Below are 23,394 nucleotides of genomic sequence, written 5' to 3' on the forward strand. Positions count from 1 at the left end.
GAGGAGGGTGAAATCTCCCACGGTCTGTACTGCGCTAACAGTCAGAATCGAGCCTTGTCCCTCCTCCTCCCTTCAAGTCCTACCATACAAGCGAGCCTGCTCGCGAAGAGGTCGGTACAGGCAACATCTCCAGTGATTGATACACCGCTTTCGCGAGCAGGCTCGCTCCCACAGGGGATCGGGTTGATCAGTAGATCTTCAGCCGATCAGGGACCAAATGTGGGATCGGGTTGATCAGTAGATCTTCGGCCGAACCGGGATCAAATGTGGGAGCGGGTTGATCAGTAGATTTTCGGCCGAACCGGGATCAAATGTGGGAGCGAGCCTGCTCGCGAAGAGGTCGGTACAGCCAACATCTCCAGAGACTGACACACCGCTTTCGCGAGCAAGCTCGCTCCCACAGGGATTTGTGGTGTGTTGGCGATTTATGTTGGTTGCCGGGTGGGGAAAAACAGTTCGAAGCAGGTGATGCCATCGGCACTGCTGACGCTATAGCGGCCCTGATGCAATTGCATGATGGTCGCGACAATCGACAGGCCCAGACCATTGGATTGCGCCGAACGCTCGCGGGACTGATCAACGCGGTAGAAGCGTTCGAACAGTCGCGCCAGATGTTCAGGGGCAATGGTCGCGCCTTGGTTGCGCACCCGCAGATAACTGCCGTCCGGCTCGGCAATCGCTTCCACCTGCACCTTCGAATCCGCCGCACCGTACTTGATTGCGTTGGCGCACAGGTTGGCCAGCGCGCGTCTTAACAACATCGGTTCAGCCCAGATCACGCCGCTGCCGCGTGCCTCGATGCACACGCCGACATCCGCCGCCAGCCCTTCAAAATAATCGGCAATGCGCTGCATCTCATCCGCCGCATCCAGCTCCTGGCGCTGACTCAAGGCACTGGCCGGATCGGTGCGCGCCAGAAACAGCATGTTGTCGAGCATACGCGTCAGGCGCTCCAGTTCTTCGACGTTGGAGGCGAGCAATTGTTGATAGGCCTCAATGCTGCGGTTCTGCTGCAGCGCGACCTGGGTTTCGCCAAGCAGATTGTTGATCGGCGTGCGCAACTCGTGGGCCATGTCGGTGGACACCTGACTCAACTGTGCAAAGCCCTTGGCGAGGCGGTCGAGCATGGCATTGAACGCTTCAATCATCGGCTGTAATTCGCGCGGCGCACCGCTGCTGGCAAGGCGTTCACCAAGGTTGCCGACACCGATGCCGTGGGCGTGTTTCGCCAGTCGTCGCAACGGCAGCAGACCGCGATACACCAGCAGACAACCGACCACCGCCAGCAACAGCGCCGCCAGCGAGGCGAGTCCATAAACACTCAAACGGTAATTGGCGAGCATCGCCGTGCGCTCGCTCATCAGGCGCCCGGTGGTGACTTGCAGATTGCCCAGCTCGCCGGAATCGATGCTCGCCGCCACTGCCGAAAACGGCACACCGTCGACGCTCGGCAGATGCTGCACATCTTTCAGCGTCATCGCCTGGTCGATGGGTACCGCCGGCAACGTCGGTGTGTTCAGGTTGCCCGGGTTGACCACCAGCAGCGGCGGTTGCCCCGGCGTGCCGATGGTCAACAGCGCTTCGCGGTTGCCGAGCATGTTCTGGAACAGCGCCGGTTTGTTCTTGATCAACTCAAGGGTGTTGCTGTCGTTGAGAAAGCTGCGCAACTGATCGACGCGGCTGACCAGCGCAGTGTCATCGCGGCGGATCAGTTGCTCCTCCAGTTCGTTGTACAGCGCGGCCCCGAGACCAGCCAGTGAGGCGAAGGCGAGCAGGGCGAACACCAGCGCCAGACGCAGGGTCAGCGAATGCGGACGATGGGCACTCATGGCTGCGTATCGAAGCGATAGCCGATGCCGCGCACGCTGTGGATCAGCTTGAGCTGGAACGGGTCATCGATCTTCGCCCGCAAGCGGCGCACGGCGACATCGACCACATTGGTGTCGCTGTCGAAATTCATGTCCCACACCCGTGAGGCGATCAGCGAACGCGCCAACACCTGCCCGGTATGCGTGGCGAACAACTGCAGCAACGCGAACTCCTTGTTGGTCAGGTTGATGCGCACCCCGGCGCGGCTCACGCGGCGTTTCAGCACGTCAATCTGCAGGTCGGCGACTTGCAATTGTTCGTCTTCATGGATCGGCCCGCGCCGGGTCAGGGTGCGCAGACGCGCCACCAGTTCGGCGAATGAAAACGGCTTGATCAGGTAATCGTCGGCGCCCAGTTCGAGGCCTTTGACGCGGTCGGCGATGTCATCGCGGGCGGTGAGGAACAGCACCGGCGTGTCAGCTTCCTTGCGCAACCGGCGCAGGACTTCCCAGCCATCCATCCTGGGCATCATCACATCGAGCACGATCACATCGAAGCTGTGTTCCAGCGCCAGGTGCAAGCCGTCGGCACCGTCGCGGGCGAGGCTGACGCTGTAACCCAGTTCCTGCAAACCGTTGAGCAGGTAGTTGCCCGCCTTGGGTTCGTCTTCGACAACCAGAATATTCATCGATCAGTCTCAATGGTCATTGATGCAGCCGCTGCCTTGTACGTCATAGTTCAGCACATGCTCGCGGCCCTGATGGTCGAGGTAATTCAATTGCGCCGGGACCACGCCACACGCTTGTGAAATATCGGTGCTGGACAGGACTTTGTCGACATCCAGATTGACGTAGAAGCCGGATTTGTCATGAATCACGGCGGTGTCGGGCATGTTCGCGGCGAACACGCTGCCGATGGCGAGGAGGGCGGTGAAGGCGAGCAGGAGGCTTTTCATGGTCAGTCACTCAGTGGTCAAAGTTGATCGGCATTGGCGCCGGGACAACTTCAGGCTACCGAGCGATCCGCACGGCAAACCGACAGCTGAATGACAAAGTTGTAATGAAACGGGGTGCGCGTATTTTGCGAATTCAACACGATCTCCTGTGGGAGCGAGCTTGCTCGCGAAAGCGTCAGCTCAGGCGACATCAATGTTGAATGTGCCGGCCTCTTCGCGAGCAAGCTCGCTCCCACAGTGAGTTGTGTGAAGTTGAGATCTTCAGCTCGCATGCGTGTTCAGAATGCTCGCCACCTGCTGCGGCTGGCAGTTCAGGTACGGCGAAGACCTCAACCAGCGCTGATCCGGGTACCAGGAAAACATGAACTGGCCATTCTTCAACCGGTCGATCACCTGCTTGGCAATCTGTGGTCGAACCGCCGGGCAACCCTGGCTGCGGCCGATGCGCCCCTGTTTCTTGCTCCACAGCGGATTCACATAACTGGCCGCATGAATGACGATCGCACGATCACGGGCCATGTCATTGAAACCCGGCTCCAGACCGTCCATGCGCAGCGAATAACCGTGGGTGCCGCTGTAGCTTTCTTGCGTGCGGAACAGGCCGAGGCTGGACTGGTAACTGCCTTCGACATTGGAAAACTGCGTGGCGAAGTTTTCCCCGGAATTGGAGCCGTGGGCGACCAGATCGCGCAGCACCAACCTCTTTTTACTGAGGTCGAAAATCCACAGTCGGCGTTCGGTGGACGGTTGCGAATAGTCGATGATCGCCAGATGGCGGGACGGTTTCGCACCGTTGTTGACCGCGCATTGCATGGCGTTCAAAGCACCTTTCAGCGCTTGGGGATTGAGTTCTGGCGCGGCGTGCGCGAGGCTGGTGTAGAGAACCGGCGATGGTTTGCCGGCGGCAAAAACTGGACTGGTCACGACGATAGCGGTGGCAGTCAGCAGAAGTCGGCGCAAAAACGTCAACATTTTATAAAGTGTCCTCACTTGCTACTTATTTGGCACTTCGGCTCCTGACTCCCAGTCAATACCCGCAAGCCCGTCGATCGAGCCTGACTGTTCAGCGCACCTGATGTAAGGTTGGCCATCATCTGGACGGCCATGGATTGGAGTAAAGCAGTTGTTCAAAAAGTACGCATGCTACTTGAGCATTTGTTTGCTCGCTGCGCCGTTTGTCGCTTGTGCCGATGAGCCGCTGCCGCCGCTGGAGACATTGCCGACGCCACCAGCCGAGATGCCGGTCGAGCCGCAAAGTCCGTTGCAGGCTGTGTTGATCAGTCTGGCGCAGTCATGCCCGGCGATTGCTGCACAGCTCAACGGCCCGGCGCTGACGCAATTGCAGGCCTTCTACCAGCAGCAGGACTGGATGCCGGTGTGGGCGAGTGAGTCTGCGCGATTGCCGGTTTTGCAGGCGCAATTGCAGCTGTTGGCCGATGATGGGCTTAATCCAAAACGCTATCCGATCGCGATCAGCGCGCCGCAGGATGGTGAGTTGTGCGCCGACATCGACATCAGTCGCTACTACCTGCAAGCGCTGCAGGATTTGCATTACGGTCGCCTGCTGCAATCGCACTTCGAACCGCTGTGGCATGCCGACGCCACCCCGCGTGACCGTCAGGCGGAATTGTTGGCCATCGCCGTACCGGGCATGCATGACATTCCCGGCGCGTTTGACCTGGCCCGTCCGCGCCTGGCGCAATATCAGGACCTGCGACAGCTCTACGCGGCGCAACGGCTCAAAGCCTTGCCGCAATGGCAATCGGTGGGCAGCGGGCCATTGCTGCGCCCCGCCATGGAAGACAAACGTGTGCCGGAACTGGCTCAGCGGCTGTACAGCGAAGGCTATCTGACTCAGATCATTGGTACGCCCGGCAATGCGTATGACGGCGTGCTGGTCGATGCCGTGAAGAGTTTTCAGGCCAACCATTCCTTGCAGGCCGACGGTGTGGTCGGGCCGGGGACGATTGCCGAGCTCAACATCAGTCCGCTGACCCGCCGTGAACAATTGCGCGTGAACCTTGAGCGCTTCCGCTGGATGGCCCAGGACATGGAACCCGATGGCCTGCTGGTCAACGTCGCCGCTGCCGAGCTGACGCTGTATCAGGGCGGCGTGCCGGTGTGGCAGACGCGTACTCAGGTGGGCCGCGCCGAACGTCAGACGCCGCTACTGAAATCGCGGGTTACGCGCCTGACCCTGAACCCGACCTGGACCGTGCCGCCGACCATCTGGAAGGAAGACAAGTTACCGGAAATTCGCAAGGACCAGACCTTCCTCAGCCGGCAGAACCTGCAAGTGCTCGACGCCAACGGTCAGCCGCTGGCGGCAGCGGATATCGATTGGGACAACCCCGGCAACATCATGCTGCGTCAGGATGCCGGGCCGCGTAATCCGTTGGGACAAATGGTCATCCGCTTCCCCAACCCGTTCTCGGTGTACCTGCACGACACGCCGAGCAAGGCGCTGTTCGAAAAAGGTCCACGCGCCTTCAGCTCCGGTTGCGTGCGCGTCGAGCACCCGATGCAGCTGCGCGATCTGCTGCTGACCCCTGCGGAAAAAGCCCGTACCGACACCTTGCTCGCCACGGGTACGACCCATGAATTCCGCTTGTCGGCGCCGGTCCCGATCCTGATGACCTACTGGACCGCGCAGGTCGATAGCGCTGGCCATGTGCGCTATTCGCCGGACATCTACAGTCGCGACAGCGCGTTGCTGGTGGGGCTCGATCGAGCGCATTGAGCCTCAGCGAGCATGGCGGTGCCAGAACACCCGCGCCAGCCACGCATCGATACTCAACTTGCCAGCGCCGGCGAACACCAGCGGAATCAGCGCCGCCAGGTAAATCGCCGGCAGCTTGAAGTTGCCGAAGCCTTTGTTGGTGATCGCATAACCCTGTGCCAGCTCGCTCAGCGACGACCAGTCGGCGGGCCAGTGCACCGCGGCGGTGGCGACGACGGTGACCACGATCAGCGAGATCGCCGAGATTCGTGTGCCGACACCGACCAGGATCGCCAGGGCGCAAATCAGCTCGGCCCACATCGACAGTTCCCAGTTCAGCGTTGCCGGCAGATGGTCGAACGGGAAGGGGAATCGGTCCTGAATGTCTTCGAACCAGTTCTGCCCGTTGAATTTCTCCAGCCCCGACTCGAAGAATTCCCAGGCGATGAACAGGCGCAGGGTCAGAGGGGCGAGCCAGGTACCGGCGCGGTCGAGGTTCAGGTACAGGCCTTTGACGGCGGTGGAAAGGGTGGTGGTCATGATGCGTCTCCGGTGGATTGGGCAAGTTGAATCGACCGGGGTATTTCAGCGTCGGGGTGTATCGGGGATGTGTCTGCGGGGTGGCGGATTGTGCTTTTGGTGTGTCTACGGCTTCGGGGTATACAGTGCGATACAGTCAAAAGCCCCTCACCCTAACCCTCTCCCCGAGGGAGAGGGGACTGACCGCGGGATATTGAAGAGGTACGCCGACGTGAGAGTTTTCTTCTGAATCCATAATCGACTCAGTCTTTCAGGTCGATGGATGACGCCAGACACCTCGGTCGGCTCCCTCTACCTCTGGGAGAGGGCTGGGGTGAGGGCAACAGGGCTGGACGCAGACCCACAGCCCAGTCAGCATGACCTAAAAAAATGGACCACCCCACATGCGACGACTCCCCTCACTGTCCGCCCTGCGCACCTTCGAATGCGCCGCCCGCCACGCGCATTTCGGCCGGGCAGCCGCCGAACTCTGTGTCACCGACAGCGCCGTCAGCCATCAGATCCGCCAGCTCGAAGAACAACTCGGCGTCTCGCTGTTCATCCGCGAAGGCCGACAAATCCGCCCGACCATCGCCGCCGGCCGCCTGATGCAAAGCCTGCAACAGGCCTTCGAACTGATCGGCGAGGCCTGCGATGAATTGCGCGATCCATCCTCGCTAGCCGTGCTCAGGCTGGCCGTCACCGCCGAACTCGCGCAGAAATGGTTGATGAGCCGCCTCACCGATTTCTATGCACGCTACCCGCACATCACCTTGCACCTCTACGAACAACCGATCGACGCCACGGGCCCCGGCGAAGACATTGATCTGGCCATCACCTACGGCACCGGCCCGGTGGACAGCAGCGCCTACTTCGTGCGGCCGCTGCCAGCCCTGCAGTTCTTCCCGGTATGCAGCCCCGGCCTGTTCAACCAAGGCACCTTGAAAACACCCAAAGATCTGGTTCGCCACTGCCTGCTGCACGACGATCAGGACGGCAAGACCTGGACCGCTTGGCTGACCAGCCACGCCGGTGATCTGCGCCCGCAGCGTCAGTTGTATTTCGCCCACGCCGGTCTGGCGCTGGAAGCGGCGGCGCAAGGGCAGGGCGTGGCCATGGGCGACAACCTCACCGCGCAGGAAGATCTGCAGAGTGGCCGGCTGGTGCGGCCCTTCGTATCCAGTATGACCGCCCTTGGCCAATACGCGCTGGTCTGTGAACGGCTGCGGCTGGAGCGTCCGGCGGTGGCGCAGATGCTCGAATGGTTCAACGATCAACTGGCCGATTGATGAGTTGAATTCAACTGTTCCGCAATAATCATCGTTGGCGGGCGCATGGCTTGCGCCCTTAGCCTGTGGTCATTCCATTCCTATCGCGAAGACGAGGTTTGACCATGGCACGCTTGCTCGACTCCACCCCCAAACACGACGGCTTCCGTTTGCCCGGCGAATTCGAGGCCAAGTCCGGCTGCTGGCTGGGCTGGCCGGAGCGCACCGACGTCTGGCGCAACGGCGCGAAACCGGCGCAGAAAGTCTGGGTGCAGATCGTCACCGCCATCTCCCAAAGTGAGCCGGTCACCGTCTGCGCATCGGCCGCGCAATTCGCCACGGCGCGTCGGCAGTTGCCGCCGCAAGTGCGCGTGGTCGAGATGACCTGCAACGACACCTGGTTCCGCGACAGTGGCCCGTGTTTTGTGGTTAACGACCAGAGCGGTGAAGTGCGTGGCGTCGACTTCGAATTCAACGCCTACGGTGGCCTCGACGGCGGGCTGTATTACCCGTGGGACAAGGACGATCAGATCGCCAGCAAGATCCTCGAGATCGAGCGTTTCGACCGCTACCGCGCGCCGCTGATTGCCGAGTTGGGCGGCATCCAGAGCGACGGCCAGGGCAGCATCCTCACCACCGAACAATGCCTGCTCAACCGCAATCGCAACCAGCATCTGGGCAAGGACGAAGTGACCCGGCGTCTGACCGATTACCTCGGTGCCGAGCAAGTGATCTGGCTGCCACGCGGCTGCAAGTTCGACGAAACCGACGGCCATGTCGATGACCTCGCCTGTTTCGTCCGTCCCGGCGAAGTGGTGCTGCAATGGACCGACAATCGTGACGATCCGCAGTGGGAAATCTATCAGGAAGCCTACGACATCCTGCGCAGCACCCGCGACAGCCGTGGTCGTGAGCTGATCGTGCACAAATTGCCGCAACCGGACGTGCTCGAGTGGACGGCCGAAGAAGCTGACGGCCTCGATCAGCAGGACAGCACCCACACCCGTCAGGCCGGCACGAAAATCTGCGCGTCGTACATCAACTATTACGCCGGCAACAGCTCGATCGTGGTGCCGCTGTTTGGTGATCGCAACGATCAAGTGGCGCTGGCGACGCTGGCCGAACTGTTCCCGCAGCACAAAATCGTCGGCATCGAAAACTCCCGGGAAATTCTCCTTGGCGGCGGCAACGTCGCGTGCATCACCATGCCGCAATACGCCGGCTCGAAAAAAGGAGCCTGACCATGCGCCTGCACCAACTGACTCAAGCGTTATTGCTGGTGCTTGCACCCTTGTGTGTGCAGGCCGCCGACAGCGCGAAACCGGTGGTTAATCTGTACATCTGGGGCGAGTACCTGGCGCCGGATACGCTGAAGAGTTTCGAGGCGAAGACTGGTATTCATGTGGTCGCTGATCACTTCGATTCGCTGGAAACTGTCGAGACCAAACTGCTCACCGGGCGCAGCGGGTACGACCTGGTGTTGACCGCCGGCCAGCATCTGTCGCGGGCCATCGAAAGCGGCGCGATCCAGCCGCTGGACAAGGCCCGAGTCCCGCACTTTGCCGGGGTTGGCGAGGAGTTTCGCCAGCACATGGCGGTGTTCGATCCAGGCAATCGTTACGCCGGGATTTACGCCTGGGGTACCACTGGCGTCGGCTATCAGGAGCAGGCGATCAAGCAGCGTTTGCCGGATGCGCCGACGGACAGTTGGGCGATGTTGTTCGATCCGGCGGTGGTGGCTAAATTCGCCGATTGCGGGGTGAGTCTGCTCAACGATCCGAACGAGGTGTTCGCTGCTGTCATGAAGTACATGGGGCTGGATATAAACCGACAGAACCTCGATGACTTGAAACTCGCCGAGCAGCAACTGGCGAAGATCCGGCCGTACATTCGCTACTTTGACAATGACCTGAATATCAGCGATCTGGCCAACGGCAATACTTGCCTGGCGATGTCGTGGAACGGCAATGTGGCGATCGCGGCGGGGCAGGCGGAAGCGGCGCAGAAGCCGTTCAAGTTGAGTTACCGGATTCCGAAAGAGGGCACGTTGATCTGGTTCGATGCCATGGTCGTGCCCAAGGACGCGCCGCATCCGCAGGCGGGGTTGGCATTGATGGATTATTTGATGACGCCGGAGGTGATTGCGCCGATCACTGACACCATTCATTACGCCAACGCTATTACGGCGGCGGATGGTTTGGTGGACGCGTCGATTCGCAATGATCCGGGGACGTATCCGTCGGCCGACGTCAGGGCCACGCTGTACAGCAAGAATGACAATGGCAAGGCGTTCAATCGGGCGTTGATCCGGGCGTTCAGCCGGTTGAAATCCGGGCTGTGAAAAGCTGACCCTCACCCCAGCCCTCTCCCGGAGGGAGAGGGGGCCGACCGAGGTGTCTGGCGTTATACATCGACCTGAAAAACCGGGTCGATTATGGATTTAAGTCTTGGCGATCATAAATTCAGAGGCGCTATTTCAGGTCGACGTAAATCTCCAATCTCCCCCAATCAGTACCCTCTCCCTCCGGGAGAGGGGGCCGACCGAGGTGTCTGGCGTTATACATCGACCTGAAAAACCGAGTCGATTATGGATCTAAGTCTTGGCGTTCATGGATTCACAGGCGCTATTTCAAGTCGGCGTAAATCTCCAATATCCCCCAATCAGTTCCCTCTCCCTCTGGGAGAGGGCTAGGGTGAGGGCAACAGTTTCGGCACCCGCCACAAATACCACGCCGCCACCGTCCGATACGGCCGCCACGCCAAACCAATCTCGACCATCTGCCTGCGCGTCGGCTGCACCTCCAGCCCCTTCAACCGCCGATACCCCTCACGCACACCAAAATCATCCGCCGGCAAAATATCCATGCGCTCCAGGCTGTAGATCAGCAACATCTCCACCGTCCAGCGACCGACCCCGCGCAAACTGATCAAACGCTCAATCAGCGCCTCGTCATCCATCGCCAACGCCGTAGCGTAATCCGGCACCACACCCGCCAGCGTCGCCTGAGCAATCCCCTGAATCGTCGCAATCTTGCTCGCCGAAAACCCGCAACCGCGCATGCGATCAAACTCCGTCGCCAGAATCTGCTCGGGACGCGGAAACGACTGCCCGGGAAACAACCCCACCAGCCGCCCGACAATCGCATCTCCGGCCTTGGCATGCAGTTGCTGATAAGCAATCGCCCGCACCAGCGACTCGTACGGATCACGCGCCGGATGCGGTTGATGCAGGCACGGGCCGATCGCTGCGATATGGCGCTGCCAGTGCGGATCAAGCGCGGCCAGAAACGCGCTGGCTGCCTGATAAGCGTCAGGCATGTTATTTCAGCAAGCCGTTGACTTCGCCATAGGTGAAGGCCTTGAGGTCATGGGTATCGAGTTTGCCGCTGGCCAGAAAGCTTTTCACCAGCCCGCCCATGGCGCCATAGAGGAATTCGGCGATGCCGGAACCCGCGCTCAAGCGGCGCACGCCCAGCGCTTGCAGCTCTTGCGGCGAAGGCAGGCAAGCAAAGCCAAGCACGTTGACTGGCAGCGCAGTACCCTTGCAGATGGCCTCGATTTCATAGGCCGACGTGGCGCCCGCCGCGAACAAACCATCGGCGCCGGCCGCTTGATACAGCGCCGCGCGGCGCAGGGTTTCGGCGACGCGATCTTCGGCCGGCACCAGGCTTTTCAGATAGACATCGGTGCGCGCATTGATGAACAACTGGACATCGCGTTTGCCGGCAACCTGTCGCGCCACTTCGATCTTGCGCGCGAGCAACTCCGGATCCGCAGAGCCGTCCTCGATATTGATCCCCACGGCACCCGCCGCGATCACCGCATCCAGCACTTCCGCCACGCGCCCGAGGTCATCGGAGTAACCGGCCTCGACGTCCACGGTCAACGGAATGCTGATCACCCGCGCAATCGATTCCACCGTCGACACCAGCCGTTCAAGGGGCAGGGTGTTGCCGTCCGGATAACCGTGGGCCCAGGCCACCGCCGCACTGCTGGTGGCCACGGCTTTACCGCCCAGGTGCTCGACCAGTCGCGCACCGGTGGCGTCGGCGACATTGGTCAGAATCAACAGGCCTTGCTGGTGCAACTGGTGAAACTGCGTAGCGAGCGCGTTCATCAAAAATCCTTCTTGTCAGTTGATCGGGTTGGTCAGAAAGCCAATGGTTGGGTGAGCTGCACGGCGGCGTTTTCCAGCCGTAGCAGAAACGCCTTGCGCGGCTGCCCACCACCATAGCCGGTCAGCGAGCCGTCTGCGCCGATCACCCGATGGCAGGGCACCACGATCGACAGCCGATTGTGTCCGTTGGCCAGACCGACCGCACGACTGGCGCCAGGTTTGCCCAAACCGGCGGCGATGGCGCCGTATGTACTGGTGTGGCCGTAGGGGATTTGCAGCAACGCTGACCAGACCTGCCGTGCAAATTCGCTGCCGGGCAAGTGCAGTGGCACGCTGAACTCGCTGAGTTTACCGGCGAAATACGCCGTCAATTGCTGTTCGATCTGCTGCAAATGCGCGTTGTGCCCCGGCGCGACTGCGTAGCCGTAGCGGTTTTGCAGCTCCTCGACTTCGCGGGTCAGCGCCGGGCGATCGAGAAACTCCAGCAATACCAGCCCACGGCGCTCGGCCATGGCGATCATCGGCCCCAGCGGTGTGGTCAACCGGGTGAACAGCAGCGGTTCACTCTGCGCGACGCGGCCGGGGGTGATGTGAAAAGACTTCTGAAAGGCATCGCGAAACCCGCTGAGCGACTCATAACCCGAATCGAACGCAGCGTGATCAATCGAGGTGCCTTGCTTGATCCCGCCCAGTGCCATGCCCAGCCGGCGCGTGCGCAACCAGGCGTGGAAGGTCATGCCGAAATGTTGCTTGAACCAGCGCCGCAGCTTCAGCGGCTCGATACCTTCGGCGCGCAGTTGCGCATCGCTCCAGCGCAGCTCCGGGTCGGTCTCCACGGCTTTGAGCAAACGCTGCACCCAGTCCGGCGCAATGGCGGCGGCGTCCAGCGGTTTGCAGCGCAGGCAGGCGCGATATCCGGCCGACAGGCATTCGTCGGCATGGGCGAAAAACTCGACGTTCTGCGGTTTCGGCTTGCGCGCCGTGCAGCTGGGGCGGCAGAAGATCCCGGTGGTTTTCACGGCCGTGAAGAACACGCCTTCATAGGCAGTGTCGCGTTCTAGCATGGCGCGAACCATCTCGGCGTGGGGCGGCAGGACAGCGGTTTGTATGTTCATGGGCTGAGAGTAAAACCAGTTTGTCGATGGCTCCACCGAAAAATCGACAGTGAATTTTTTCGATTCTGCACCACAATGACCGGGTCGCTGAATGTGAGGAACCAACCCATGCATCCCTTCACGATCCAACATATCGATCACATCGTCCTGCGCGTCGCCGATCTGCAACGCAGCATCGAATTCTACGGCCGGGTCTTCGGCGCCGAAGTGGTCAAGCGCAACGAACCGCTGGGCCTGATACACCTGCGCGCTGGCACTTCGATGATCGACCTCGTCGACCTGCAAGGCGAACTTGGCCGCAAGGGCGGCGGGGCGGCCGGGGCCGAGCGGCGTAACGTCGATCACTTCTGCCTGCGCATCGAACCGTTCGATGAAGCAGCGCTGATTGCACATCTGCAAGCGTTCGGCCTGAGCGTGGCAAAAGCCGAGTCACGCTTCGGCGCCGAGGGCAAAGGCTTGTCACTGTATTGCTTCGACCCGGACGGCAATCAGGTCGAACTCAAAGGCCCGTCCGAGGCTTAAGCGCGTTTGGCCATCAACAACACCGAAGCCGCCGCCGAGAGAAGGCCTGCGCAGCAACGATTGAAGATCCGTTTGCCGCGCGGCTCGGCGAACCAGCGGCGCATGTGCAGGCCCATCCAGGCGTAGGCGCTGATGGCGATCCACTCCAGCAGCAGAAACAGCACGCCCAGCACCGCAAATTGCGCCGGCACCGGCCGCGCCGGGTCGACGAACTGCGGCAGAAACGCAGTAAACAACAGGATTGCCTTCGGATTGCCCGCCGCCACCAGAAACTCCTGCCGCGCCAACGCAAAGAAGCCAACGCTTGTGCCCGTTACCTGCTGCTCGGCCTCAGGATTGGCCCGCCACAACTGCCAGGCCAGATACAACAGATACGCCGCGCCAATGATCTTGATCGCATGGAACAGCCATGCCGAGGTCTGCAGCACCACTGACAGGCCCGCACCGGCCAGCGCAATCATCCCGGCGAACGCCAGAATCCGCCCGATGCCCGCCGTGCAGGCGCGGCGAAAGCCATAACGCGTGGCGTTGCTGACCGACAGCAGATTGTTCGGCCCGGGGGCCATGTTCAGGGCGAAACAGGCCGGAAGAAACAGGGTGAGGGTGGCGAGATCCATGACGGCACTCCAGTAACGAGAACGATGTTTTTATCACAGCCCCCAGGCGCCCCGACCCATACAGTCACGCAGCGCTGTCGCGGTACAGCGCCCGGCGCTGTTGGGCAACGCGGTCGAACTTTTTGCAGATGCCTTCACTCTGTATCAGTCATAGGGTGATGGTTTCGTCAGAAAAAACTATCCATCCGGTCAGAAACGGCGATAGCCGTGTAAAATTTCGCCGACGTTGCACTCACCCCGTTTGGCCCCAGGCGGCCCCACCAAGAGCGATCTACATGCAAGCAAAGGCCCGTGAAGTTTATGTGCCACCGGTGCTGCAAGATCTGCGAGCCGGCACTGCCGAACTGCACATCGCACTGGAAAAACGCCTTCCTTTTTTCTCCGATGCTCTCGATACGCAGGCTTTTGTGCGGCTGATGCAGGCTTATTACGGCTTCTATCTGCCGCTGGAAAACGCCTTGCTACGCAGCGATGCAATTCCTGCCGATTTTGAACTGACGCCTCGTCTCAAAACGCCAACCCTGCGCGCCGACCTGCTAGCCCTGGGCGTATCTGCCGCAGCGCTGCAAAGCCTGCCGCAGTGCGAGCAGTTGCCGCTCATCGACTCAAGCGCTGCCTGCCTTGGCGTGCTCTACGTCCTCGAAGGCGCGACGCTCGGCGGGCAGATTCTGCGCCGCGAAATCTCTTCACGATTAGGCCTGGAAGCCAATAACGGCGCGGCCTTTCTCGATATCTACGGCGCCGCCACGGGTCGGCGCTGGCGTGACTTCATCGAATACCTCGGCAGTCGACCAATGAGCGCCGCCGAGCGCGCCGCTGTCGTCACCGCCGCACAAACCACATTCAGCTGTTTCGAGCGCTGGCTCGAAAGCCGGGAGGTACTGGCATGACTCCGCAAGACAAACAAGACTTTGAAGAACTGCTGGCCAACTGTGCCGACGAACCGATTCGTTTCCCCGGTGCGATCCAGCCCCACGGATTGTTGCTGACCCTGAGTGAGCCTGAACTGGCGATCATTCAGGTCAGCGCCAACGTCGAACCTCTGCTGGCCCGGGAGCCGCAGAGCCTGATCGGCGAGCCGCTGGAAAGCCTGATCGGCGACGCCGAAGCGGTACAAGTGCGCGAAGCCTTGCTGCAACCGTCGCTGTCAGACTTGCAGCCGCTGCGCTTCAAGCTCAACGGCACCGCGTTCGAGGGCCTGCTGCATCGGCATCAGGGCGTGCTGATTCTGGAGCTGGAAATCCACGTCGAAAACTTCCAACCACGCAACGTCGCCGGCAACCAGACCCATCTGGGGCGCATGCTCCAGCGTCTGCAAGCGGCCACCACGTTACAGGCGCTGTACGACATCAGCGTCAAGGAAATCCAGGCCATGACCGGTTACGACCGGGTGCTGATCTATCGTTTCGAGGAGGAGGGCCACGGTCAGGTCATCGCCGAGGCCTCTGACCCGTCGATGGAAGTGTTCAATGGCCTGTTTTTCCCAGCCTCGGATATTCCCGAACAGGCGCGCGAGCTGTATCGCACCAATTGGCTGCGGATCATCCCCAATGCCGACTACCAACCGGTGCCGCTGTTGCCGAAGTTGCGCCCGGACACCGACACGCCGCTGGACCTGAGTTTCGCCACGCTGCGCAGCGTGTCGCCGATCCACTGCCAGTACATGAAGAACATGGGCGTGCTGTCCTCGATGAGCATTTCCCTGCTCAAGGGCGACAAGCTCTGGGGCTTGATCAGCTGCGGCAATCGCCAGCCGTTGCACGTGCCGCACGAATTGCGCGCGGCGTGTCAGACCATCGGCCAAGTGCTGTCGCTGCAGATCAGCGCCATGGAAGCGTTGGAGATCAGCCGTCAGCGCGAAGATAAAGTCGAGGCGTTGGCGTTGCTCAATCAAGCGATGATCGACTCGCCGCAAAATGTCTTCGACGGTCTGGCCAATCAGCCGCAAACCCTGATGGCTCTGACCAATGCCGGCGGTATCGCGATCATTGAAGACAAACAACTGCATCGCTTCGGCAACTGCCCGGAACCGGAAGAGATCCGAGCTTTGCACAGATGGCTGCAGGAACGCGGCGAGGCGGTTTTCGCCAGTCATAACCTGGCCAGCGTCTACCCGCCGGCCGCGCAGTATCAGCCAGTGGCCAGCGGCGTGCTCGCCATGAGCCTGCCAAAACCGGTCGACAACGGCGTGTTGTGGTTCCGCCCCGAGGTCAAGGAAAACATCAATTGGAGCGGCGACCCGCGCAAGCCGCTGGACCTGGAAAACTCCGATGCCGGCCTGCGCTTGCGCCCGCGCACCTCGTTTGAAATCTGGAAAGTCGAGATGGCCGGGATCTCCACCAAGTGGAGCCACGGTGATTTGTTCGCCGCCAATGATCTGCGCCGTTCGGCATTGGAAAACGATCTGGCCCGGCAAGTACGCCGTGAACAGGAAGCGGTGCGCGCCCGCGATGAGCTGGTGGCGGTGGTGTCGCACGATCTGCGTAACCCGATGACCGTGATTTCAATGCTCTGCGGCATGATGCAGAAGGCCTTCAGCTCCGACGGTCCGCACACTTCGCGGCGGATTTCCACGGCCATCGACACCATGCAACAGGCCGCCGGCCGCATGAATACGCTGCTGGAGGACCTGCTCGATACCTCGAAAATCGATGCCGGGCGCTACTCCATCACCCCGCAGAAACTCGACGTCGGGCAGATGTTCGAGGAGGCGCAGGCGCTGCTCGCGCCCCTGGCACTGGACAAGGACATCAGCATTTCCTTCGACGCCGATCCTGATCTGCGCATTCATGCCGACCCGGAACGGTTGTTTCAGGTGCTGTCGAATCTGGTCGGTAACGCGATCAAGTTCACCCCGCGCCTGGGCACGGTGGGCGTGCTTGCCACCTCCGTCGGCGATGACATCGTCTTCACCGTGCGTGACAGTGGCGAAGGCATTCCCAAGGAACATCTGCCGCACGTGTTCGATCGTTACTGGACGGTGAAAGAGGGCAACCCGACCGGCACGGGTCTGGGTTTGTACATCACCCAAGGCATCGTCGAAGCCCATGGCGGGCGGATCTTCGCCGAGAGCGAGCCGGGGCAGGGCAGCGAATTCCGCTTTACCGTGCCGCGCCTGGACTGAACACAGCTTTTATGTGGGAGCGAGCTTGCTCGCGAAAGCGGTGGGCCATTCAAAGTCGCGTTGACTGAACTGACGCATTCGCGAGCAGGCTCGCTCCCACAAGGGATATGTGTGGTCAGGGGCATTTTCTTCAATACCGAGGACCGGGTGCTCGCTACCGTGAGCACCTTGTTCCTCGATTTGAAGCAGGTGTGCGATGAGTCTGATTGTTTCCATGGCGGCGTTTGCGCTGGCGGCGTCGATCACGCCGGGGCCGGTGAACATTGTGGCGCTGAGTTCCGGGGCGCAGTTCGGTTTTCGCGCCAGTCAGCGGCATGTCGCCGGGGCCACGTTAGGATTTGTGTTGCTGCTGGTGCTGATGGGGCTGGGCCTGCACGAGGTGCTGAAACTCTGGCCGTTCATGACCCGGGTGGTGCAACTGGCTGGTGTCGCGTTTCTGCTGTTCATGGCGTGGAAACTGGCCATGGATGACGGGCAGTTGAATGCCGGAGATTCAGGACGGGCGCCGTCGATGCTGTACGGCGCGGTGATGCAGTGGCTCAACCCTAAAGCCTGGCTGGCCTGCGTCGCAGGGATGGGCGCATTTGTCGCCGATGGCGAGGCGCGGCTGGTCTGGCAGTTTGCGGCGGTGTATCTGGTGATCTGTTATCTGTCGGTCGGCTGCTGGGTGTATGCCGGGACGTTCTTGCGCGGGTATCTGAGCAATGCGTCGGGGATGCGCTGGTTCAATCGGAGCATGGCGGGGTTGTTGGCACTGAGCGCAATCTACTTGTTGTTCACTTGACCCTGTGGGAGCGAGCTTGCTCGCGAAAGCGGTGTGTCAGTCAATGGATGTGCTGACTGTTCCACCGCATTCGCGAGCAAGCTCGCTCCCACATTGATCGGGCGTCACTGCCGCAGATTAGTCGAACGGCTGCTGAAAAGCGCCACCCTCAATGTGATAAACCTTCGGCTCTTCGGCAAAATATTCCTCCAGCCTCAGCATGAACAGCCGATGGTCCTCACTCGCTTCAAACCCCGGCGTGTGATCCTCAAGTGATTGCCAGCGCACGATCAGATTGAAAACCTCGGGCGTCTCGATGCCTTGTGCGAGCAGGTGCCCGCCGTAACCCTTGGCGCGGCTGAGCAACGGCTCTACCTTGGCAAATGCCAGCCGGAAGGCTTCGGTTTTCCCTGTGTGAACAGGCAGTAAAGCGATTTCATAAATCATGGTGTTCTCCTTGCACTGAATTCAGCGATTGGCGAGTTCGGGTGACGGCGCGACAGCAATCGCGATCTTCCCTTGGACGCCGTTGTTGGGCGTCTCCAGCAAGGCATGAGCGAGGCCGATGTCGGCCAGCGGATAGACCGCGCCAACGTGCGGGCGCAACTGACCGTTGGCGATCAACGCGCTCAACTCATCGAGCTTGCCGCGATTCTGTCGAGTGAACACGAAGTGGTAGCTGGCGTTCTTGCCCCAGGCCTGAATCAGGTTTTGTGGCCGGGCAAGGTCGACAATCGACACCACGCGGCCAAGCTGTGCGAGCGCGTCGGGACTGCGCGACAGGGTGTCGCCGCCGATGGTGTCGAACACCACGTCGACACCGCGGCCATCGGTTTCCCGCAGAATCGCATCAACGTAATCCTCCTTTTCGTAGTCGATCAGCACATCGGCACCCATGCGCCGTGCGAACTCGAAATTGCCTTCGCGAACGGTGGTGAAGACCTTCGCACCAATGGCTTTGGCCAACTGGATCGCCACATGGCCGACACCGCCTGCGCCGCCGTGGATCAGGATGCTTTCGCCGACTCTGAGCGCGGCTCGCACGACCAGCGCTTCCCACGCCGTTCCGCCAACCAGACTCAGGCTCGCCGCTTCAAGATGGCTCAGTGCGGACGGCTTCTTGCCGATAATATTTTCGGCCGCGACGTGGTACTCGGCATAACTGCCTGGCCCGCCGAAAATCTGCGGGGTGTACCAGACTTCGTCACCCGGCACGAACGCCGTCACACCCGGCCCGACGGCTTCGACAACGCCGGAGACGTCGTGCCCGGTAATGGCGGGGAGGGGCACCAGATCGGCATAGTCGCCACGGCGAACCTGATAATCCAGCGGATTGATGGCGGTGGCGTGCACCCGTACCAGCACTTCTCCGGCTTGCGGCACTGGCTTGGGCGCTTCACAAAGTTCGAACGATTGCGCGCCGCCAAATGAAGTAAGGATCATTGCTTTCATGGCATTTCCTCGTTTCGGTAAAAAGGGATATCGGGAATTCTCGATATATTAGGGCAAAAAATTACAGCTCGCTGCCGATGATCGCGGCTAGCGCGCTGATCGCTGCTTCGTTGCGTTTGTAATAGGTCCATTGGCCGATGCGCCTGACTTCCACCAGGCCGGCGCGTTGCAGGGTCGCCAGATAGTCGGACACCGTCGACTGCGACAGCCCGACGCCTTCCTGAATACTGCTGACGCAAACGCCCACCGTGTGTACGTCACCCTCATCCTGGGGAGGAAAGTGTTTCTCGGGATCCTTCAGGCCTTTGAGGATTTCCAGGCGTGTACGGTTCGAGAGGGCTTTGAAGATTTCGAGTAGGTCCATGCCGCGACGATATCGGAATTTACCGATATGTCAATATCTGAATGTGTTGGCCAGAGTTTTGTCATCTGACCCTGTGGGAGTTTCAGATGAGGTGTCAGCCGCGATACTGGCCGGGCGTTGCCGCCAGATGCTGCTTGAACGCCCGCTGAAAATGCGCCTGATCGGCAAACCCTGCCTCAAGCGCTACATCGGCAATCAACTGCCCGCCGCGCAAACGCTCGCGGGCGAACTGGATGCGCTGGTTGACCACAAACGCGTGGGGCGTCATGCCGTAATGCTGTTTGAAGGCGCGGATCAGGTATGACGGTGACAGTTGTGCCGCCGCGCAGATGTCGTCGAGGTTCAGCAGCTCGGTGCAGTGCTCGCGGATGAAGTCAGCCGCGCGTTCAAGTTTGAAATTCGGTTCGCGCAGCGACGGCCCGGCAGGGTTGAGGTGCAGTTGCAGGTCGCTGAAGAATTCCACTGCCGCGCTTTGTTTACGCAAGACATCCTGTTGCTCGTCGACCAATACCTCGTAAAGCGCGATCAGGTCGCGAAACAATCCTGCGTCCTGCAGATGCGTGTCGGAAAACCGCCGAAACTCGAGTTCGGCACTGAACCCCAACTGATGCTGCAAATCCGTCAGCCAAGGCGTTTCGACATACAGCATCACATACGACCAGGGCTGATCATCGATCGGATTGCACGCATGCACATCGCCGGGGTTCATCAGCACCACGGTGCCCGCCGCGACCTCGAACTGCGCCTGCTCATGCACATACGTGCTGCGCCCGGCGGTGATTGCGCCAATGGAAAAGTGCGCGTGGGAGTGCCGCGCGTAGCAGACTTCACGACCATCGGCGATGGCCCGCGCTTCAATGAATGGCAGCGCCGCGTCGCGCCAGAAACGCGGGGCTTTTTCAGGGTTTTTGGCGGCAACGTGTTTCATTGTTGTTATTCCCGGCAGGCCAGGACGCCAGTGTATTAGCTCTGGCCGGCAAAGGCCCGTTCGAGTTCGGCAATGTCGAGTTTTTTCATCTGGAACATGGCCTGCATCGCCCGCTGCGACTTGGCGGTGTCCGGGTCCAGCATCATGTGCATGAAGGCCACCGGCACGATCTGCCACGACACGCCGAACTTGTCCTTGAGCCAGCCGCATTGCTGGGCTTCGACGGGGCCGCCCTCGGACAGGTGGCCCCAGAAATGGTCGACTTCTTCCTGATTCTGACAATTGACCTGAAACGAAATCGCCTCGCTGAATTTGAACGTCGGCCCACCGTTGAGCCCGGTGAAGGTCTGACCGTCGAGCTCGAAACTGACGGTCATCACCGCACCTTCCGGCTTGCCGTGAAATTCCTGGCCGACCTTGCTGTAGTGGGTCAGGCCGGTGATTTTCGAGTGATCGAAGATCGAGCAGTAGAACTTCGCGGCGGCTTCGGCCTGATCGTCGAACCACAGGCACGGGGTGAGTTTTTGAAAGCGTTGCATGGCAGTCGTCCTCGGCAGGTTAGACACGCAGGATTTACAGCGTAGTCAGTCCTTGGTCGATTGCCGGTGCCGTAGATCGACAAAATGCGCGTCAGAAATCCCAGCGCGCCGTCAGTTGCAGGTTGCGCGGTTCGCCGTAGAAACCGGTGCCGAAGTTGCCCAGACCGGTGTAATAGGTCTTATCGAACAGGTTCTTGATGTTGAGCGACGTGCTCAGGTGCTCGTTGAAACGGTAACGGGCCATCGCGTCGACCAGGTAGTAACTGTCCTGCTTGATGCGCACGTTTTGGTTGGCCCCGGGCTGGAATACGTCGCCGAAAAATTCACTCTGCCAACTGACGCCGCCACCCAGCGTCAGGTGTTGCCAGACGCCGGGCAGGCGATAGCTGCTGAACAGCCGCACCAGTTGCTCGGGCGCTGTGGTTTGCAGGATCGAGGCGTACACCGGATTACCCTTGGCATCGCGGGTGTGGTTGTAGGCGTAGCCGGCGGAGAGGTTCCAGCCGTCGGCGATTTCACCGGCCAGTTCGAACTCGAAACCCTTTGTAGTCGCACCTTGCACGGCGCGGTACACCGCCTGATTGTCGAAGCCGCTGACCTGTTCGGCGACGTTGTCCTGCTCGATGCGAAACACGGCGAAACTGGCGTTGACCCGGCCGTCGAAATACTCGGCTTTTATCCCCGCTTCATAGCTGTCGCCCTGCACCGGGTCGAGCACCTGACGCGCGGCGTCCTTGCTCAATTGCGGTTGATAAATGCGCGTGTAACTGGTGTAGAGCGAGTAGGTGTCATCGAGGTCATAGACCGCACCGGTATACGGCGTGATCACACCGGTCTGGCGGTAGCCGTCGCGGACATTGGCCGTATTCGGGTCGCTGTAGTCGAGGTGATCGCTGGCGCTGAAATCGCTGACCCGTGCGCCGAGGATCAGCGCCAGATCGTCGCTGGCCCTCAAGCGCGTCGAGACGTATGCGCCGGTCTGACGCTGGCGGATGGTGTCCGTGCCGATCTGCGGGATATCCGGTTTGGCGAACTCGCCGTGCCAGTCGAAAATGCTGCCGTTCAGGGGTGGATACACCGAGCCATAGACCGGGTTGTCCTGGCGGGTATTCATCGACATGAAACCGACCAGCAACTGATGCTCGCGACCGAACAGGTTGAACGGCCCGCCGAGGTTGATATCGAGGTTGTCCTGCACCTCGTCGCCCTTGAATTTGCCCATGTAGAGGAACATGCCGTCGCCGCTCACCGGGTCCGGATTGCCGCCGCTGGCAGAGCCGAGCAAGGTGTCGTGCTCGCGGTGTTTGCGGTCGTAGCTGATTTTCAGTGCCCAGTCGTTTTGCAATTGCCGGGTGACGGCGGCAAACAAAGTCTGATTGATGAAATCGCGGCGGCTCCAGTCGGTTGCCGGATTGAACGAGCGCGAGAAATTCGTCCGCGAGCCGTCGCTGTAGAACATCGGAAAACCGGTCCAGGTGGCGCCGCGTGAGCGAGTGTTCTGTTGATCGAAACCAACGGTCAACAGAGTGTCCGGGGTCAGGTCGGTTTCGACGATGGCGTAGCCGATGTCCTTGCTGTTCTGGTAGTGATCGGCGTAGGCGCTGCGCTCTTGATGGACACCGACGAAGCGCGCGCGCAGCTTGTCGTTGAATGGCCCGGAAATGTCGAATTCGCTGCGGTAGTTGTCCCACGAACCGACGCTGCCGCTGAGTGCGGCTTTAAAGGCGGGCGTTGGACGTTTACGGATCAGGTTGACCGTGGCCGACGGGTCGCCCGAGCCGGTCATCAAACCCGTGGCGCCCTTGATGATTTCGACGCGGTCGAAGGTCGCCATGTCGGTGCTGGTGGTGCCGTAATCGTAGACGCCGTCGTAGTCGGTACTGACGCCGTCGTACTGGAAATTGCTGATCGGCGTGCCACGGCTGGAAAACTCCCAACGCTCGCTGTCGTAGTTCTGCACGCTGATGCCCGGCGCGCGGCGTAACACGTCGGCGATGCCGTTGGCGCCCTGATCGTCGAGTTGCTGACGGGTGATCACCGTGACCGATTGCGGGGTTTCGCGCAGGGACAGCGGCAGGCCGGTGGCGGAGGCGCTGAGGCCGGTGGTGTAGGCGTGAGTGTCCTCGGTGATGGCGCCGAGGGTTTTGCCGCTGATGTTGGTGGCGTCCAGTTGCAGCGGATCCGCAGTGGCGCTGCTGCGCAGGACATAACCGCCGCCGCTCAGGCGCTGCGCTTGCAAGCCGCTGCCCTTGAGGAGGATTTGCAGGGCCTGTTGCGGGGGGTAATCGCCGTTCAGGCCGGGACTGTGTTTGTTCGCTGCCAGATCATTGTGACCGGCGATAAACACACCGCTCTGTTCGGCGAAATGGTTGAGTACCGCGACCAAGGAGCCTGGCGCCACTGCGTAATGCTGCTTCTGCACATCTGCCAGCGCCATCGACACGCACAACCCCGGCACGGCAGATGCCATGGCCAGAGCAAAACGACAGCGGGCGAGGGTGACGCGCAACATGGAGTTTCCGGGGGTGATCAACGAAATGAGGGCTGCTGAGGGTTAACCGAATGAACCCGCAAAAAGGGAAC

Annotated in this window: 23 protein-coding genes; 8 read left to right on the top strand and 15 right to left on the bottom strand. The window is 60.7% G+C overall.

The genetic code is table 11. The features are described from left to right. Nucleotides 1–425 precede the first annotated feature (425 nt). The 4 genes from GTU76_RS16570 to GTU76_RS16585 form a co-directional block, all read right to left on the bottom strand. Complete coding sequence (locus tag GTU76_RS16570; protein ID WP_180699087.1) at nt 426–1,829, bottom strand: heavy metal sensor histidine kinase; 1,404 nt, start codon at nt 1,827–1,829, stop codon at nt 426–428. Then, complete coding sequence (locus GTU76_RS16575; protein ID WP_180699088.1) at nt 1,826–2,497, bottom strand: heavy metal response regulator transcription factor; 672 nt, start codon at nt 2,495–2,497, stop codon at nt 1,826–1,828. The genes GTU76_RS16570 and GTU76_RS16575 overlap by 4 nt, the downstream gene beginning before the upstream one ends. A 9-nt stretch (nt 2,498–2,506) precedes the next feature. Next, nucleotides 2,507–2,764, bottom strand: coding sequence for a DUF2790 domain-containing protein (locus tag GTU76_RS16580; protein WP_180699089.1), 258 nt, complete (start codon nt 2,762–2,764; stop codon nt 2,507–2,509). 261 nt (nt 2,765–3,025) lie between these two features. Beyond that, nucleotides 3,026–3,736 (bottom strand): murein L,D-transpeptidase catalytic domain family protein, encoded by a 711-nt coding sequence (locus GTU76_RS16585; RefSeq protein ID WP_175553996.1) that lies wholly within the window; start codon nt 3,734–3,736, stop codon nt 3,026–3,028. 151 nt (nt 3,737–3,887) lie between these two features. Between GTU76_RS16585 and GTU76_RS16590 the strand changes: the two genes are divergently transcribed. Continuing rightward, nucleotides 3,888–5,504: a L,D-transpeptidase family protein gene (locus tag GTU76_RS16590; protein ID WP_180699090.1), complete on the top strand. Its 1,617-nt coding sequence runs from the start codon at nt 3,888–3,890 to the stop codon at nt 5,502–5,504. Nucleotides 5,505–5,507: 3 nt separating this feature from the next. On the opposite strand, the gene GTU76_RS16595 is transcribed toward GTU76_RS16590, so the two are convergent. Further along, nucleotides 5,508–6,023 (bottom strand): HvfX family Cu-binding RiPP maturation protein, encoded by a 516-nt coding sequence (locus GTU76_RS16595; RefSeq protein ID WP_180699091.1) that lies wholly within the window; start codon nt 6,021–6,023, stop codon nt 5,508–5,510. A gap of 383 nt (nt 6,024–6,406) precedes the next feature. Here GTU76_RS16595 and GTU76_RS16600 point away from each other — a divergent pair, with 383 nt between their 5' ends. The 3 genes from GTU76_RS16600 to GTU76_RS16610 all read left to right on the top strand — a co-directional run bounded on the left by GTU76_RS16600 (nt 6,407) and on the right by GTU76_RS16610 (nt 9,611). Next, nucleotides 6,407–7,291 carry a LysR substrate-binding domain-containing protein gene (locus GTU76_RS16600; protein WP_180699092.1) on the top strand — a complete coding sequence of 295 codons (885 nt, stop codon included), beginning with the start codon at nt 6,407–6,409 and terminating at the stop codon, nt 7,289–7,291. 104 nt (nt 7,292–7,395) lie between these two features. After that, on the top strand, nt 7,396–8,511 hold the full coding sequence (gene aguA, locus GTU76_RS16605) for an agmatine deiminase (RefSeq protein WP_180699093.1): 1,116 nt from the start codon (nt 7,396–7,398) through the stop codon (nt 8,509–8,511). A 2-nt stretch (nt 8,512–8,513) separates the two neighbouring features. After that, nucleotides 8,514–9,611: an extracellular solute-binding protein gene (locus GTU76_RS16610; protein WP_180699094.1), complete on the top strand. Its 1,098-nt coding sequence runs from the start codon at nt 8,514–8,516 to the stop codon at nt 9,609–9,611. 347 nt (nt 9,612–9,958) lie between these two features. Here GTU76_RS16610 and GTU76_RS16615 read toward each other — a convergent pair whose 3' ends face one another. Genes GTU76_RS16615 through GTU76_RS16625 form a run of 3 tightly spaced genes read right to left on the bottom strand, consistent with a single transcriptional unit; the run spans nt 9,959 to nt 12,502 of the window. Further along, complete coding sequence (locus GTU76_RS16615) at nt 9,959–10,588, bottom strand: DNA-3-methyladenine glycosylase family protein (RefSeq protein ID WP_180699095.1); 630 nt, start codon at nt 10,586–10,588, stop codon at nt 9,959–9,961. Between the two features lies 1 nt (nt 10,589). After that, nucleotides 10,590–11,387 carry an isocitrate lyase/PEP mutase family protein gene (locus GTU76_RS16620; RefSeq protein WP_180699096.1) on the bottom strand — a complete coding sequence of 266 codons (798 nt, stop codon included), beginning with the start codon at nt 11,385–11,387 and terminating at the stop codon, nt 10,590–10,592. Between the two features lie 32 nt (nt 11,388–11,419). Then, complete coding sequence (locus GTU76_RS16625) at nt 11,420–12,502, bottom strand: bifunctional transcriptional activator/DNA repair enzyme AdaA (protein WP_180699097.1); 1,083 nt, start codon at nt 12,500–12,502, stop codon at nt 11,420–11,422. A gap of 108 nt (nt 12,503–12,610) precedes the next feature. Between GTU76_RS16625 and GTU76_RS16630 the strand changes: the two genes are divergently transcribed. Next, complete coding sequence (locus GTU76_RS16630) at nt 12,611–13,024, top strand: VOC family protein (protein WP_180699098.1); 414 nt, start codon at nt 12,611–12,613, stop codon at nt 13,022–13,024. On the opposite strand, the gene GTU76_RS16635 is transcribed toward GTU76_RS16630, so the two are convergent. Continuing rightward, nucleotides 13,021–13,641, bottom strand: coding sequence for a LysE family translocator (locus GTU76_RS16635; protein WP_180699099.1), 621 nt, complete (start codon nt 13,639–13,641; stop codon nt 13,021–13,023). The genes GTU76_RS16630 and GTU76_RS16635 overlap by 4 nt on opposite strands. A gap of 275 nt (nt 13,642–13,916) precedes the next feature. Here GTU76_RS16635 and GTU76_RS16640 point away from each other — a divergent pair, with 275 nt between their 5' ends. From GTU76_RS16640 to GTU76_RS16650, 3 genes are all read left to right on the top strand, one after another. After that, a complete protein-coding gene (locus GTU76_RS16640; protein WP_016985530.1) occupies nt 13,917–14,531 on the top strand; it encodes a biliverdin-producing heme oxygenase in 615 nt (204 codons plus the stop codon). Beyond that, nucleotides 14,528–16,765, top strand: coding sequence for an ATP-binding protein (locus GTU76_RS16645; protein WP_180699100.1), 2,238 nt, complete (start codon nt 14,528–14,530; stop codon nt 16,763–16,765). Before GTU76_RS16640 ends, GTU76_RS16645 begins: the two co-directional genes overlap by 4 nt. A gap of 196 nt (nt 16,766–16,961) precedes the next feature. Next, nucleotides 16,962–17,549, top strand: coding sequence for a LysE family translocator (locus GTU76_RS16650; RefSeq protein ID WP_180699101.1), 588 nt, complete (start codon nt 16,962–16,964; stop codon nt 17,547–17,549). A 117-nt stretch (nt 17,550–17,666) separates the two neighbouring features. Here the strand turns inward: GTU76_RS16650 and GTU76_RS16655 are convergent, their stop codons facing one another. The 6 genes from GTU76_RS16655 to GTU76_RS16680 form a co-directional block, all read right to left on the bottom strand. Beyond that, complete coding sequence (locus GTU76_RS16655) at nt 17,667–17,975, bottom strand: antibiotic biosynthesis monooxygenase family protein (protein WP_180699102.1); 309 nt, start codon at nt 17,973–17,975, stop codon at nt 17,667–17,669. A 21-nt stretch (nt 17,976–17,996) separates the two neighbouring features. Further along, nucleotides 17,997–18,980 carry a zinc-dependent alcohol dehydrogenase family protein gene (locus GTU76_RS16660; protein WP_180699103.1) on the bottom strand — a complete coding sequence of 328 codons (984 nt, stop codon included), beginning with the start codon at nt 18,978–18,980 and terminating at the stop codon, nt 17,997–17,999. Between the two features lie 61 nt (nt 18,981–19,041). Beyond that, a complete protein-coding gene (locus GTU76_RS16665; protein WP_180699104.1) occupies nt 19,042–19,344 on the bottom strand; it encodes an ArsR/SmtB family transcription factor in 303 nt (100 codons plus the stop codon). 94 nt (nt 19,345–19,438) lie between these two features. After that, nucleotides 19,439–20,272, bottom strand: a complete 834-nt coding sequence (locus tag GTU76_RS16670) for a helix-turn-helix transcriptional regulator (protein WP_180699105.1) — start codon at nt 20,270–20,272, stop codon at nt 19,439–19,441. A gap of 35 nt (nt 20,273–20,307) precedes the next feature. Continuing rightward, nucleotides 20,308–20,811, bottom strand: a complete 504-nt coding sequence (locus tag GTU76_RS16675; RefSeq protein ID WP_180699106.1) for a VOC family protein — start codon at nt 20,809–20,811, stop codon at nt 20,308–20,310. A gap of 91 nt (nt 20,812–20,902) precedes the next feature. Next, nucleotides 20,903–23,323 carry a TonB-dependent siderophore receptor gene (locus tag GTU76_RS16680; protein ID WP_180699107.1) on the bottom strand — a complete coding sequence of 807 codons (2,421 nt, stop codon included), beginning with the start codon at nt 23,321–23,323 and terminating at the stop codon, nt 20,903–20,905. Nucleotides 23,324–23,394 lie beyond the last annotated feature (71 nt).

The sequence above is a fragment of the Pseudomonas crudilactis genome, from assembly GCF_013433315.1.
Lineage (GTDB): Bacteria > Pseudomonadota > Gammaproteobacteria > Pseudomonadales > Pseudomonadaceae > Aquipseudomonas > Aquipseudomonas crudilactis.

Bases quoted from the DNA above. Each gene is read 5' to 3' on its own strand.
- GTU76_RS16575 (WP_180699088.1), bottom strand. From the start codon at position 2,497: ATGAATATTCTGGTTGTCGAAGACGAACCCAAGGCGGGCAACTACCTG.
- GTU76_RS16635 (WP_180699099.1), bottom strand. From the start codon at position 13,641: ATGGATCTCGCCACCCTCACCCTGTTTCTTCCGGCCTGTTTCGCCCTG.
- GTU76_RS16665 (WP_180699104.1), bottom strand. From the start codon at position 19,344: ATGGACCTACTCGAAATCTTCAAAGCCCTCTCGAACCGTACACGCCTG.
- GTU76_RS16660 (WP_180699103.1), bottom strand. From the start codon at position 18,980: ATGAAAGCAATGATCCTTACTTCATTTGGCGGCGCGCAATCGTTCGAA.
- GTU76_RS16630 (WP_180699098.1), top strand. From the start codon at position 12,611: ATGCATCCCTTCACGATCCAACATATCGATCACATCGTCCTGCGCGTC.
- GTU76_RS16670 (WP_180699105.1), bottom strand. From the start codon at position 20,272: ATGAAACACGTTGCCGCCAAAAACCCTGAAAAAGCCCCGCGTTTCTGG.
- GTU76_RS16570 (WP_180699087.1), bottom strand. From the start codon at position 1,829: ATGAGTGCCCATCGTCCGCATTCGCTGACCCTGCGTCTGGCGCTGGTG.
- GTU76_RS16600 (WP_180699092.1), top strand. From the start codon at position 6,407: ATGCGACGACTCCCCTCACTGTCCGCCCTGCGCACCTTCGAATGCGCC.
- GTU76_RS16585 (WP_175553996.1), bottom strand. From the start codon at position 3,736: ATGTTGACGTTTTTGCGCCGACTTCTGCTGACTGCCACCGCTATCGTC.
- GTU76_RS16650 (WP_180699101.1), top strand. From the start codon at position 16,962: ATGAGTCTGATTGTTTCCATGGCGGCGTTTGCGCTGGCGGCGTCGATC.
- aguA (WP_180699093.1), top strand. From the start codon at position 7,396: ATGGCACGCTTGCTCGACTCCACCCCCAAACACGACGGCTTCCGTTTG.
- GTU76_RS16615 (WP_180699095.1), bottom strand. From the start codon at position 10,588: ATGCCTGACGCTTATCAGGCAGCCAGCGCGTTTCTGGCCGCGCTTGAT.
- GTU76_RS16640 (WP_016985530.1), top strand. From the start codon at position 13,917: ATGCAAGCAAAGGCCCGTGAAGTTTATGTGCCACCGGTGCTGCAAGAT.
- GTU76_RS16675 (WP_180699106.1), bottom strand. From the start codon at position 20,811: ATGCAACGCTTTCAAAAACTCACCCCGTGCCTGTGGTTCGACGATCAG.
- GTU76_RS16580 (WP_180699089.1), bottom strand. From the start codon at position 2,764: ATGAAAAGCCTCCTGCTCGCCTTCACCGCCCTCCTCGCCATCGGCAGC.
- GTU76_RS16610 (WP_180699094.1), top strand. From the start codon at position 8,514: ATGCGCCTGCACCAACTGACTCAAGCGTTATTGCTGGTGCTTGCACCC.
- GTU76_RS16680 (WP_180699107.1), bottom strand. From the start codon at position 23,323: ATGTTGCGCGTCACCCTCGCCCGCTGTCGTTTTGCTCTGGCCATGGCA.
- GTU76_RS16620 (WP_180699096.1), bottom strand. From the start codon at position 11,387: ATGAACGCGCTCGCTACGCAGTTTCACCAGTTGCACCAGCAAGGCCTG.
- GTU76_RS16595 (WP_180699091.1), bottom strand. From the start codon at position 6,023: ATGACCACCACCCTTTCCACCGCCGTCAAAGGCCTGTACCTGAACCTC.
- GTU76_RS16625 (WP_180699097.1), bottom strand. From the start codon at position 12,502: ATGAACATACAAACCGCTGTCCTGCCGCCCCACGCCGAGATGGTTCGC.
- GTU76_RS16645 (WP_180699100.1), top strand. From the start codon at position 14,528: ATGACTCCGCAAGACAAACAAGACTTTGAAGAACTGCTGGCCAACTGT.
- GTU76_RS16655 (WP_180699102.1), bottom strand. From the start codon at position 17,975: ATGATTTATGAAATCGCTTTACTGCCTGTTCACACAGGGAAAACCGAA.